We start from the raw sequence: 12,591 nt of genomic DNA on the forward strand, positions 1-12,591 counted from the left end.
AGGCTTACTCTTCGCCCCTCACGGTAAACAATAGGTTCTGTCCGTCAGGAGTGAAGCAGACACCACCGTTCACTTTTCCTTTTACCACTGTATTAAATGGTTCGGGGTCTTTGTCTTCCGCTGGATTGAATTGAAAGAGTGCCGCTGGGGTTAAATTCGGGAAGAAAATGATCTTGTCCCCTTGAGGGTGCCATGCAAAGTCAGCAGATGGGGCTTTCTTGTTTTTGTAATGAACTTTGAAGCCCTCCTTCATGCCGGCTACATTGACAGTGCCGACTTCATAAGTTTTTTCAGATGCATTACGACCTTTAAAGCAAAGCCAGTTACTGTCAGGAGACCAACTCATGTTCCAGTACAAGCTTGAGTAAGGGCTTTCTCCTGGGGGAAACACCAGACTTTTGGTCTCTTCGATTAAATCATAAATCTGGATATTTGCTTTTCCCGAATCAGAAATGCTATATGCAATTTTTCGACCATCGGGTGACCACTGCGCTCCCCAGCCTCGTTCTTGAATCACTTTAATCTGGGAACCGTCTGCGTTCATAATCGCAACGCCATACGGGGAAGGCTGTGAAAAAGCGATTCGATTTCCACCCGGAGACCAACTGGGCATCGCGCCAGGCCCGATGACTTTCATGTCACTGCCATCGGCATTCGCAACAATGATTTGTACATTTGAGAAGCTTTCACCATTTTGAGACTTCCAGCCGTCAAAGGCCAATTTCTGACCATCGGATGAGAAAGCAGGGGAGCCAACATTATGAAAGTCACCGGGTACTAAAAAGAGCGTAGCGTCTTTTCCGTCTTGAGCGGCAATGTAAAATCGAGTCCTGTTGACTTTTGCTTCTTCGTCCGCGGCTATCAGGGAACTATTGAAGTGATGAACTACCAGGCTCGTCATACAATAGAAACAGGTAAGTACGATATGTTTCATCATGAATCCTCTGGATGTAGTAAAGGAAAGATTAATTTGTAGCTGTCTGAACTATAACAGTTTGAAAATCCGGTTGAAAGAAAATATTTTCTCAAAGGCCACTGGTGTATTTCAGTAACCATGATAAAAATCATGACTCTCTATTTTCACTATGAGTCAATCTTCAACTCAACCGATTGAGATATGACAACTTCTCAATGACCACTCTTTTTACCGCAAGTGAAGGCGACTCGATATGAGTTGAATGTCGTTTCATACAATCCGAAACTATTCTGAAAGTGGTTGATATCCTACTTTTTGTCGCGATGAACAGACCGAACTATATGGAGCGGCGAATTTCATGATACTCATTGTTTGAAGAGTTTGAGGCGACTTTCTCTTGTAGCGGATGGTTAAAATATTGTGAATCAATGTGCGCGAAGCAATTTGAAGTAACTACTGGTTATAAAACAGGATAACAGATAATCGTAGTTTTGTTTCGCGCGCGACGCAGAACTCAGGGATTTTAAGCGACGCCTGATAGCTGTCAAGCGATCTATTTTGAACTAAAAGTTTGCAGTCCTGGCTACAAACAGTTAGAATATATAAGCAGATGTTTAAGTGAATTGGCTTCCCCATTAAATTATAACCGAGTGATGAAATCGGTTTTGTATTGAACCCACCTGCCGATCCTTCCTGATACCACCAGCCGAGGACTTGACCATGAGTCGTTCTGTAAATTCGCTTCAGATAACTCAATCACGGCGCTCATTCCTGCAAGCAGGATTTCTTACTTTAGGTGGCTTGGGATTGGGAGATTTGCTGCGGCTGAGAACTGCAGCAGCCTCGCCTGCAAAATCGACGCCTGATACATCGGTCATTCTGATTTGGTTGCAGGGTGGTCCCAGCCATATGGAAACCTATGATCTCAAGCCGGATGCCCCCGTCGAATATCGTGGAGAATTCAATCCCATTCATACCGAAGTACCGGGTATGGATATTTGTGAGATGCTCCCGCTGCATGCGAAAGTGGCAGATCGCTTTACGATTATTCGCTCAATCTCACATGGCTTTGCGAATCATGCCGGTGGGGCAGGGCGTTTCCTTTCTGGCCGTGATCCATTAAGACCGCTGGATCCTATAGCTCAGTTTCCGACAATCGGGCCGATTGTCTCCCGGATGCGCGACCATGTGAATAATGGCATTCCCAATTACATTGGTAATCAACCGCGCGTCTATGGGGGAGGCAGTGCTTATCTGGGAGAGTCAGCATTACCATTTGTAGTAGGCGCAGATCCAAACCGGAGTAATTTCCAGGTTCCCAATATCACTATGGATGAGAAGCTCAAGAATCGTCTTGATGATCGCATGCTGCTATTGACTTCCTTTGATCAGATGCGTCGTGACCTGGATCAGAGCGGTTCTTTAGAATCCATGGATCAATTTAATCGTCGTGCCTTGGAGATGCTCACCAGTGATCGAGCCCGTAACGCTTTTGACATGACGCAGGAAAGCGATGCGACCCGAGAAAAATATGGTCGTCACAAATGGGGACAACGTGCATTACTTGCTCGTAGGCTGGTTGAAGCCGGCAGTAGTTTTGTAACGATGCAAATGCAAAATCCCAGTACTCCAGGTAGTGCAGGAAACTGGGATATCCATGCGGTCAACGGTCACTTGTATGATGATATGCGGGGACGGCTACCGATCTTTGACCGCGCGGTTTCCGCTCTGATTGAAGATATCTATGAGCGGGGTCTCGATGAAAAAGTGATGGTCATCGTTTCGGGAGAGTTTGGGCGTACGCCTCGTATCAATCCTCAAAAGGGAACACGTTCGAAAGTGATGCAACCCGGACGCGACCATTGGCCCGGCGCGATGTCTGTTTTAGTGTCAGGTGGTGGTATGAAAATGGGGCAGGTGATCGGTTCTACGACTGCCAATGGAGCCTACGCGAAAGATAACAAGTTGGACCCCAACGATTTGCTGTCGACAGTTTATCGTTTTCTGGGTATCGACCAGAACCATGAATTTCTCGATCACAGCGGTCGACCGATGCCGATTCTTCCCAAAGGCAAACCCATTGTCGAGTTGACCTGATTGTTGTATGAATTTTGTCTTGAGTATTGTACTGGTTTCTGAGTCATGAGAAATATTCACTGCCTGACCAACTAAAGCGTTTTACTCTGCATTAAAAAAGAGTTGATTGAGAATGAACTCAACCAACTCTTTTAAGTATTTATTGGAAGTGAACTGTGATTTCTTATTTCAGGAAGAAATCATCGGGTCCTTTGTGTGTGTAGTAAGGGTATTGCACGATTCCCATAGGCTGGTTTTGTTGAGGATAAACAGCCGCAGGGGGAATATATTTGTAAGTCTGGTAGTGTTTGGGACGTTTCTTGTGGTGATAGACATTTTTATGCCCATTGTTCCAGCCACGATATCCCGGAGGGCAGTATGCTCCGTGGTGCCTGTGGCCTATTTGCTGGATTGGTGCCTGTTGTCCAGCGTGTTGTTGATGCATCAGCTGCTGATATTTGACCATTTCAGCTTGTTGCTGCATCATGAACTCACCATCGGCCGATTGACCTCGAATAACCTGGCTATTTGTGCACCCTACACTTAAAGGTAGAATCAAACAAGCGGCCATTGTAACTAAAAGTTGAGGTTTCATTGGCTTCCTTTCCCCCTGAAATTTGAGTGTGAGCAGGTCTACTTATAAACAGAGACTCTTGCTCGCAAATATTGGTATCGTTTATGTCAAACGTTGAAAAAGCATCCATTGCCTTCTAGGAGACCGGACGATGATCAGCAAACGAGTTATTTCTTTTATCGGCATGTTTGGGATCAACAATAGTTAAAATCCCCCAGAAAAGGAAAACCGCTGTAATATTCAAAACTGATCGACCTTGCAGAATCGTCAAAGCCGGGATAAATTATCATAGTTTCCTACTCTATGACTAAATTCGTGTAAACTGGTTAAAGTGGGTTGTTTTGTTGTTTGAGTTTTTGAGGCAAGGCATCGTCGGTGGCGAAGTGCTCATCTTGCTTTGTTATTTGCCAACAAGGGAGTGTTCGGCGTGTTTGTAGCTGCATCATCACGTTGTTTTTCAGATGAATCGTTCGAAGTTAGTTGTGAACGATTGACGGATCTGGAATATGATAAAATTGAGATCTGGATGGATGAAGAAAGTGATCATCTGAAGCCATCTGAGGTGGTCGATTCCCCGGAAGATTTTTCTTCTCGTTTTCGTGAAGCTACGCGGCTGACACCGATTGCTTTTTGTCTGGAAAATGACATTACTCCCGATAAGTTTCAATCGTTGTGTAAAACAGCGAAGCTGATGCGAATTGCTCAGATTACGATCCCTGCTTCTCCTCTGGGAACTCCATTTAATTCCGAAATCGATCGCTTGAAAACGTTACTGGAAATTGCCAGTCGCGATGGTATCTGTCTTTCGATCAAAACAAAAACCGGCCAACTTACCGAAGATCCACGAACAGCGACAGAACTATGTCAGTCAGTAAAAGGTTTAGGAATCACATTGGACCCCAGTTATTATACCTGTGGTCCTTACAGCAATACTTCTTATGATTTAATTTTTCCGTATGTCTGCCATGTGCATTTAAGAGATTCCACCAGTGATCAAGTTCAAGTACCCGTGGGATTGGGTGAAATTGATTACAGTCGATTGATCAGCCAACTCGAACGAGAGGAATATAACCAGTTTCTTTCAGTGGAAGTTCTACCATCCTTACTGAACGGTGTAGATCGCGCTTTAGAGCTTCGTAAGTTACGACTCCTATTGGAATCAGTTGTGATCTAAACCGAGCTCCGTTTTTTCGGAGTCGGAACTGCGAAACGATTATTGGCTGTGCACGCGGTTCAGTTTCTTGCGCGGGAATTGTTTTTCTAGTAGTTTCACCGCTTTTTGAAACAGAACATCGTCGGAGGGAGATTCGGCAATGTTGGTGTTTTCGTTAGGATCCATGCTGTGGTCATAAAGTTCCCGTGCTTCGACCTCGCCTGTTTTGAAATCCCGCCACTCGGTATATCGATAGCGGGGCGTTCGGACTGAAACTCCCATCAATTGGGGACTGCCTTTGTAGTACGCGGGGCGTGGGTGTTGCGTGTATGCCGCGGGTTTCCCCTTTTGTGTGGGATCATTGAGTAGTGGAACGAGACTTTTACCTTCTAGTGGGCCGGGGTCTGGCAGGTTGCAAAGTTCGGCCAGCGTGGGATACAGGTCAAGTAACTCAACCAATGCTTTGGAAGATGTACCCGCCTGTTTCATTTTTGGAACAGAGATCATCAAAGGTACATGCGCATCATTTTCAAAATTCGAAGTCTTACACCAGAGACCATGCTCACCCAAATGAAAACCATGATCTGACCAGAAGACGATGATGGTGTTGTCACCTAACCCCAGCCGATCAAGTTCATCAATGACTTTCCCTATTTGGGCATCAAGGTAACTAATGCCTGCCAGATAGCCTTTCCGTAGTTCAATGACTTCGATTGTCGTTAATGTTCTGCCTTTCGTTCCCAGTAGTTCACGGCCATTATGCAAGGCAACTTGGGGAACATCTTTGGGCGGCGTGGGATTTTTAGGAGCAGTAATCGGGCTCTGATCATAAAGCTTCCAGTATTTTTCCGGAGGATTGAAAGGTAGATGTGGTTTCCAGAACCCAACCGCTAAGAAGAAAGGCATCTCCTTCTTTTTGAGTTCCTGTAAGGCACCAACGGCAAGATCAGCGATGCGTCCATCGAAGTAAGCAGAGTCAGGTACATCGCGACGTTCCGTTTTTAATACTTTGGACAGATTCACAGGCAGCTTTTCGTTTTTGCTGATAATCGGTTTGTCACTGCCATGAGTTGCATAATGCATGACTGCAGGCACAGACCATGATGCCGGATCCCCTTGAATATTCTGCCTCCAGTTATGGAAAATTTTTCCGATGTTCTGTGTGAAATATCCCTGTTGTTTGAATAACTGAGGCAGTGTGACAATCTCTGGTTTTACTTCGCGAAAATGGGTTGGCAAATCCCATATTTTTAAAGAATCTGGTCTGCGACCGGTCATGATTGAAGCCCGTGACGGATTGCATAACGCCTGCTGGCAGTAGGCTTGCTTGAAAAGCACACCACGTTTTGCCAATTGATCCAGGTAGGGAGTTTTGGCTAAAGGATGACCGTAGCAGGCCAGATCACACCGCAAATCATCTGCAGCGATGAACAACACATTTGGTTTCTGTGCAGATGCAGAATGTAAAGAAAGAGCAGGGCAGAGCAGTAAGGCGAGCAGTATTAGATGCAAGGATTTAGCTGAATTGTGCATTGGGGATGACTTTCGTAGAGATGTTCTATAAGAAAGCGAGTCATTCGTCTTTTTTATTCTGAACAGATCAGGGTGCATACGCAAGGATGTTTCGATTCATATTCCAAAGTCATTTGTGCGGGCACGATATATTTGAAAAATAATCGAAAAAAAGTTGTTGACATCGTTAATCAACTGTATTACTGTGTTGATACAGTTGATTGTGAGGAGATTAAATGCAGATTCAATTATCAGAAGCGGACGGCACTCCCTATTACCAGCAGGTAACGAATCAGATCAAGTTTCTGGTTGCTTCCGGGCGTTTGGAACCACATGAACAGCTCCCTTCTGTGCGCGGTCTTGCACAGCAATTAACAATCACTCCGAATACGGTGGCACGGGCTTACCGTGAGCTGGAAGCGGAAGGAGTCGTGATCTCAAAGCGCGGTGCCGGCGTTTTCATTTCGAACGGTGTTTCCCCCCTATCAAATAAAGAAAAACGTCGTATTCTCAATGAGCGCATGGATGCTCTACTGACGGAATCACGTCAATTAGGAGTCGATGAAGAAACACTACTAAAGTTACTACGTCAGCGTAGCCAGAAATTTGATTCACATAAAGAGGGTGTAAAATGACCGAGCATGTTATTGAAATTCAAAATTTGAGCCGTCGCTTTGGGAAAAAACAGGCATTGTCTGAAGTCAATCTAACGGTTCCTGAAGGTTGCGTCTTCGGATTGGTGGGAGAAAATGGCGCCGGTAAGACAACGATGTTAAAACATGTTTTAGGATTTCTGAAGCCACAACAAGGCGTTGTACGTGTATTTGGTTTAGACCCGGTTGCGGACCCTCCCGGCGTTCTGGGACGTATTGGACACCTTTCAGAAAATCGGGATCTCCCAACATGGATGTCGATTAGAGAATTGTTCGAATTTACCCGTGCCTTCTATCCAAAATGGGATCCGGTTTATGCTGAAGAACTTCGAAACATGTTCGAACTGACTCTGAATCAAAAAGTGCCTACGTTATCACGGGGACAAAAAGCACGGGCCGGATTGTTACTGGCACTGGCACATCGACCGCAATTACTGGTACTCGACGAACCATCCTCGGGTCTCGATCCGGTGGTTCGCAAAGATATTCTGGATGCCATCATTCGCACGGTCGTTGATGAGGGACGCACGGTCTTGTTTTCCTCTCATCTTTTAGATGAAGTGCAACGTGTTTCGGATCAGATTGCCATTCTCGATCAGGGACGTATTTTGCTGGCAAGTCCTTTGGATCAGGTCCTGGTTTCGCACTATCAGCTCACGGTCAGCTTCCCGGAACCACAGCCCTATTTTCCGCAGTTAACAGGTGCGATCACCTGGTCAGGTTCAGGTCGAGAATGGAAGATCGTATGTAATGGACAGAAAAAGGAACTCGAAGCAGAGTTGGAAGCAATGCACTGCGAAATTTTGGAGCAGGGGGCACCAACGTTGGAAGAAATCTTTGTAGCTCGAATGAAATCGGTCGAACGATCTTCTGCAAACTGATGAAGTTTATGAATGAAAAGAGGAGATCGGAGTGTAACTTATGAAATCCGCCTTGTATGTAACGACAAAAGATTTCTGTAAACGGGTACGATTTGGTGCTCTGCTTGCAGTGGGAACTTTGGTATCAGGGCCATTGTTGTTTCTGATCATTACTCGGTTACAGGGCTTGAATTTCGATTATCTCAAACAGGATATGTTTGCTTATCACTTTGCCTACCTGGGAGTTTCCTGGATAATCTTTCTCGCGGTTTGTTTGCATGCGTTGACGGGATGCCAAAAGATCTGCCTGGGTTTGCCGGTTCCTTCGAAAGTGATTGCCACATGGCTGATGTTGGCCACAGTGGCCTTAGTGATTGTATTACAATTAGTGACGAATGGTGCCTATAGAGTACTATTTTTTGATGAAAACTGGCTCACCGATTATTGGCCACTGCTGGGGCCATTGCTGTTTATTACCACATTGATTTTGGTGGGGCATTACATTTTCTGGAGTCTCCATGCACCTAGTTTTACACGAGTCGCTTTCTGGATTACTTTGATTGTCGTGATGTTCTGGTGGTTCATCTCACGTTATTATCCCAATGGATATCAAGCAAAGATTGTTCCCTGGAGTCACGTGACGCTTTGGGAGTTCGTCACGTTGCAACTGGTGAGTGTAGTTGCCTGGTATCAGGGAACCCGCGCGTTTGCCAAAGTTCGGTCTGGCATTGCAGTTCCCAGCCCGCAGTGGCAGCAAATGCAGGTCTGGTGGAACGCCTTACTCACCGGAGCCATCCCTGAAAGCGCACCGATTCCTCTTTCTAAGCGGACCTCATTAGCTCGTTTGCATTGGCGCGATTCGTGTCATCGTGCTGTGATCATGGGAGGAACCTTGTTCATGATTTCTGTGTTAGCCGTTAACCTGACGTCTAGAGCAGAGTTTGGAACGAGCCTTAGCCGACAGGTTGAAGGCTTTGTGATCGTCACAATGGTGTTTAGTTTCATTGCGGCTATTATCGTCGCGCTACTTATTGGAGAAGGGGTTTCTGCCTCAGGTCGAACAGAAATGAAACGCTTTCTGGCGATGTCACCACTTTCCGATAATGACTTTAATGCGACTTTATTCTGGAACATGATCAAAGCGTGTGTCTTGACACTTCTCTTGATTCAAGGGGGCCTGATACTTAGTTATGCTGGAGTCATGTTTTTGGAAGGACCAGAGATTTTTAACGGAGATCTAAACCTGAATGTTTTTGCCGGTTTGTGGGTGAAATACACCATTTATACGGTAATCGGATTCTGGATCATTGCGGCGAACATGATTTCGATACTTTGGACAGGCCGGACCTGGTTTTACTACACAATGATTGGTGTATTCTTCGGGGGCTTTAGTCTTTTTATGGGACTTGCCAGTGTTTCAAATCGGTTTTTTCGCACAAATGTCATCTACAGCTATATTTTTGCGGGTGTTTTACTCACCCTGCCGCTTCTGATAGTAGGAGGCACAATAGCAGCCTATGTGGTTGCATACCAAAAAAAACGGATTAGAGCATCTACGGCTATGATTGCCAGTCTACTCTGGTTAGTGAGTTCAATTCTGACCTGCTATTTTAAACATCCGAATCTTTCTCGAATTGATGACATCATCGGAATCTTTTTTATTGCAGCATTATTGGTATTGATTATTGCCCCATTTGCTACGATTCCACTGGCTTTATCCTGGAATCGACATCGATAAAGGTGCTAAAAACTCTTTTTAAAACTGCTAGTTAATATTCAAAACATGCAAATGTATTTGAGTGAAAATTGGGTGAAACCATGACGCATATGCTTTATGAGGTGACGCAAACATTTGTGAAACGAGCCTGGTGGGGAGCCTTACTTGGCGTTGGCCTGCTCGTGTTAGGTCCTCTGGTATTGCGAGGCTTAATTCTACTTGTTGAGGGCCCCATTGAGAGTGGAGCCTTTCGACCGTTTAGTTTTCATTTTGCATTTCTGGCAACCTCATGGCTTGTCTTTATCTCGGTTTGTTTACAAGCGTTACAGGGGGTCAAGAAAATCATCTTTAGTCTTCCTCTTTCTTCGGCATCGATTGCCAGCGGTTTGATGTTTATCACAATTGGAACCGTTGTTTTTCTCAGTCTCGTGACTAATGGGATTTATCGAATCGTCTTTTTTGATGAAAACTGGCTCAGCGATTATTGGCCTGTCTTAGGTCCAACACTATTCATTGCCACGCTGATGATGGTTGGGCATTGTGCATACTGGAATCTACATGCCCGGGGTTTCGGACGATTACTGTTCTGGATTGGTTTTATTGTCGCAATGTTCTGGTGGTTTATCTCACGCTATAATCCACATGGATTCGGTGAGAAAATCGTTCCCTGGAGTAATGTAACACTTTCAGAATTTGTCACACTACAACTGGTGTTTGTAGTGGCGTGGGTGTATGGCATTGTGTCGTTTGCCCGAGTCCGCTCTGGTGCTGCTGAGCCCAGTCTGCACTGGAATCGGTTTGAATCCTGGTTAAACCAGCTATCGAGTGGAACGTTGAACGAAACCCATAATAGTCTCATTTCAAAATCCAGTGCGCTGGCCCGATTGCATTGGCGAGATTCCTGTCGCCGTGCGATCTTGCTGGTTTTGTTTTTAGGGAGTATTGCCTTGGTTCTGAATCTGGTTCAATTCACTTATTTTGATACTTTGCGAATGGAGAATCAGACTGCCAAAGAAAGTCCCATGGTGGTTACCATGATGTTTTTGTTTTTTTCTGCGATTTCGATATTTTTAATCTTGGGTGAAGCACTTTCAACTCGGAATATGGTTGAGATGAAAGGCTATTTGGCAATCGCGCCTCTCTCAGATCAAGTCTTCTCTGCAGTTTTGGTTCGTAATTTAATCAAGTGCGTTGTGCTGACGATATTAGTATTCGCGCTGCTTAGTTTCCTGGTAAGTTACTTCATCGCGGTTTTGTATTACGGCTTTGATGTCATTAACAATCATTGGAACTGGCTCGTTAATCATGATTCGAAAGTGCTCTTTGTTGCAGTCCCTGTTCTCGTGTTGATTGGATTCTGGGCGGGAATCGCGAATTCGCTTTCATTGTTCTGGACCGGAAATCAATGGTTCTCTGTTAGTGTATTTTTCACTATTTTTGGACTTTTATTTTCGGGTTTTCTCATAAGTATTGTTTTGATTCCGGAGTCAATGAGAGTCAGCTTTTTGCATGGTGAATTTCTGTTGCTGACCTGCTGTATCTGGAGTGGTACGATCATTGCTTATTTTAATGCACTCAAAAAAGAACTGATCAATTCTACGACGATCTGGATAGCAGTTGTGTTTTGTCTGATAATGCCTTTGATTTTCTGGGGGTTTTGGAAAACAGACCAAAACATAGTCAGACTCTTTCTTTCTTCTCTCCTGGTATTAGTAGTGACCCCGTTCGCTACAATTCCACTGGCGGTTTCCTGGAACCGGCATCGCTAACACATCTCTGTTATGGGTAGGCACTTTCCGCCCTCTTAGCCTTAAATCGTGTGAAATTCTTATTTTCAGTTCAAATCAGCCTTAGTAGAGACTTGCAGTCCTGAGCGCAGCGACTAAAAATAAACAATTAAGGTAGATTTTCTAACTCAGGATATTCTAGTGTGGCTAGGCAGTTTACAGGGTTGTTAGTCACTTGACACTGACATTGCTTTTCGACCACACGGATATCGCCATATATATTGAGGAGAAATGATGGCTGTCGCAAAACATTTCAGAGTGACGCAAGCATTTTTGGCGAGCGTTGCCTTAATATTGGTTCTCATGTGCAGCATTTCTGGAGTGTGGGCAGAAGAAGAGGTAATCAAAGTTCCCGCTGGTTTGCCTCCCATCGAGTTCCCTGAAGATAATCCCCCCACGGCGGAAAAGATTGCATTGGGCAAACAGTTGTACTTTGACAAACGTTTATCACGAGATAACACTATTTCGTGTGCCAGTTGCCATGCTTCCGAGAAGGGATACAGTAATGCAGATCAGTTTGCGACTGGTTTCAAAGGGCAAAAAGGAGGCCGTAATTCTCCCACTGTGATCAACGCCGCCTATAATCGGTTTCATTTCTGGGATGGTCGTGCTGGCTCATTAGAAGAGCAGGCATTAGGGCCTATTGCCAATCCGATCGAAATGAATCTGACACTGAAGGAAGCCGTTGATCGCATTAATGCCATTCCTGGTTACAAGAAACAATTTCAAAAAGTTTTTGGCTCTGACGCTACCGCTGATACCATCGCCAAAGCAATTGCCACGTATGAACGTACGATTCTCTCGGGAGATGCTCCCTATGATCGCTTTAAGGCTGGGGATAAAAAGGCACTTTCCGAATCTGCACAACGGGGCATGAAACTCTTTTTCGGAAAAGCCTCGTGTAGTGCCTGTCACGCGGGACCGAATTTTACCGACAACGCCTTTCATAATATTGGTGTGGGGATGGACGCGAAAAAGCCGGATACCGGACGTAAAGCCGTTAGTAAACTGGGAGGCGATCACGGAAGTTTCAAAACACCAACATTACGCGATATTGCCCGATCTGCGCCTTATATGCACGATGGCAGCATGCAGACTTTGAAAGAAGTCGTAGAACACTATAATAAAGGTGGTGTTCCTAACGAATTTCTTGATGAAGAAATTTTCAAATTGAATTTATCCCCTCAGGAGGTCAATGATTTGGTGACCTTCATGAAAGAAGGCTTGGCCAGTTCAAAATATCCTGAGCATAAAGCACCTGAACTACCAAAATAGCGTTTCGTTGCTTTTTTTAAAACAGAGTGTGACGAGACAAAGTTACTAATTGAAAATCCCCTTTTCAA

10 protein-coding genes are annotated in these 12,591 nt (G+C 44.9%); 7 read left to right on the top strand and 3 right to left on the bottom strand.

Features of this window, described 5'->3' with window-relative positions:
* Window positions 1-4: 4 nt before the first annotated feature.
* The gene (locus V144x_RS02645) at window positions 5-937 is read right to left on the bottom strand and encodes a TolB family protein (RefSeq protein ID WP_232102689.1); all 933 of its coding nucleotides are present in this window, start codon (window positions 935-937) and stop codon (window positions 5-7) included.
* 699 nt (window positions 938-1,636) lie between these two features.
* Here V144x_RS02645 and V144x_RS02650 point away from each other — a divergent pair.
* Window positions 1,637-3,013, top strand: a complete 1,377-nt coding sequence (locus V144x_RS02650) for a DUF1501 domain-containing protein (protein ID WP_144980990.1) — start codon at window positions 1,637-1,639, stop codon at window positions 3,011-3,013.
* A 163-nt stretch (window positions 3,014-3,176) separates the two neighbouring features.
* Here V144x_RS02650 and V144x_RS02655 read toward each other — a convergent pair whose 3' ends face one another.
* Complete coding sequence (locus V144x_RS02655; RefSeq protein WP_144980993.1) at window positions 3,177-3,587, bottom strand: hypothetical protein; 411 nt, start codon at window positions 3,585-3,587, stop codon at window positions 3,177-3,179.
* Between the two features lie 406 nt (window positions 3,588-3,993).
* Between V144x_RS02655 and V144x_RS02660 the strand changes: the two genes are divergently transcribed.
* Window positions 3,994-4,740, top strand: coding sequence for a sugar phosphate isomerase/epimerase family protein (locus V144x_RS02660; protein WP_232102690.1), 747 nt, complete (start codon window positions 3,994-3,996; stop codon window positions 4,738-4,740).
* Between the two features lie 39 nt (window positions 4,741-4,779).
* On the opposite strand, the gene V144x_RS02665 is transcribed toward V144x_RS02660, so the two are convergent.
* Window positions 4,780-6,252 carry a sulfatase gene (locus V144x_RS02665; protein ID WP_144980999.1) on the bottom strand — a complete coding sequence of 491 codons (1,473 nt, stop codon included), beginning with the start codon at window positions 6,250-6,252 and terminating at the stop codon, window positions 4,780-4,782.
* Window positions 6,253-6,467: 215 nt separating this feature from the next.
* On the opposite strand from V144x_RS02665, the gene V144x_RS02670 reads away from it, so the two are divergent.
* From V144x_RS02670 to V144x_RS02690, 5 genes are all read left to right on the top strand, one after another.
* Window positions 6,468-6,866, top strand: a complete 399-nt coding sequence (locus V144x_RS02670; protein ID WP_144981002.1) for a GntR family transcriptional regulator — start codon at window positions 6,468-6,470, stop codon at window positions 6,864-6,866.
* On the top strand, window positions 6,863-7,765 hold the full coding sequence (locus V144x_RS02675; protein WP_144981005.1) for an ABC transporter ATP-binding protein: 903 nt from the start codon (window positions 6,863-6,865) through the stop codon (window positions 7,763-7,765). The genes V144x_RS02670 and V144x_RS02675 overlap by 4 nt, the downstream gene beginning before the upstream one ends.
* 40 nt (window positions 7,766-7,805) lie before the next feature.
* The gene (locus tag V144x_RS02680; RefSeq protein ID WP_144981009.1) at window positions 7,806-9,482 is read left to right on the top strand and encodes a hypothetical protein; all 1,677 of its coding nucleotides are present in this window, start codon (window positions 7,806-7,808) and stop codon (window positions 9,480-9,482) included.
* An 80-nt stretch (window positions 9,483-9,562) separates the two neighbouring features.
* Window positions 9,563-11,230 carry a hypothetical protein gene (locus V144x_RS02685; RefSeq protein WP_144981012.1) on the top strand — a complete coding sequence of 556 codons (1,668 nt, stop codon included), beginning with the start codon at window positions 9,563-9,565 and terminating at the stop codon, window positions 11,228-11,230.
* A 252-nt stretch (window positions 11,231-11,482) separates the two neighbouring features.
* The gene (locus V144x_RS02690; RefSeq protein WP_144981015.1) at window positions 11,483-12,523 is read left to right on the top strand and encodes a cytochrome-c peroxidase; all 1,041 of its coding nucleotides are present in this window, start codon (window positions 11,483-11,485) and stop codon (window positions 12,521-12,523) included.
* The last annotated feature ends 68 nt before the right edge of the window (window positions 12,524-12,591 follow it).

The sequence above is a fragment of the Gimesia aquarii genome (assembly GCF_007748195.1).
Lineage (GTDB): Bacteria > Planctomycetota > Planctomycetia > Planctomycetales > Planctomycetaceae > Gimesia > Gimesia aquarii.

Coding starts and splice junctions, on each gene's coding strand:
- V144x_RS02645 (WP_232102689.1), bottom strand. CDS start 937: ATGATGAAACATATCGTACTTACCTGTTTCTATTGTATGACGAGCCTG.
- V144x_RS02650 (WP_144980990.1), top strand. CDS start 1,637: ATGAGTCGTTCTGTAAATTCGCTTCAGATAACTCAATCACGGCGCTCA.
- V144x_RS02655 (WP_144980993.1), bottom strand. CDS start 3,587: ATGAAACCTCAACTTTTAGTTACAATGGCCGCTTGTTTGATTCTACCT.
- V144x_RS02665 (WP_144980999.1), bottom strand. CDS start 6,252: ATGCACAATTCAGCTAAATCCTTGCATCTAATACTGCTCGCCTTACTG.
- V144x_RS02670 (WP_144981002.1), top strand. CDS start 6,468: ATGCAGATTCAATTATCAGAAGCGGACGGCACTCCCTATTACCAGCAG.
- V144x_RS02675 (WP_144981005.1), top strand. CDS start 6,863: ATGACCGAGCATGTTATTGAAATTCAAAATTTGAGCCGTCGCTTTGGG.
- V144x_RS02680 (WP_144981009.1), top strand. CDS start 7,806: ATGAAATCCGCCTTGTATGTAACGACAAAAGATTTCTGTAAACGGGTA.
- V144x_RS02685 (WP_144981012.1), top strand. CDS start 9,563: ATGACGCATATGCTTTATGAGGTGACGCAAACATTTGTGAAACGAGCC.
- V144x_RS02690 (WP_144981015.1), top strand. CDS start 11,483: ATGGCTGTCGCAAAACATTTCAGAGTGACGCAAGCATTTTTGGCGAGC.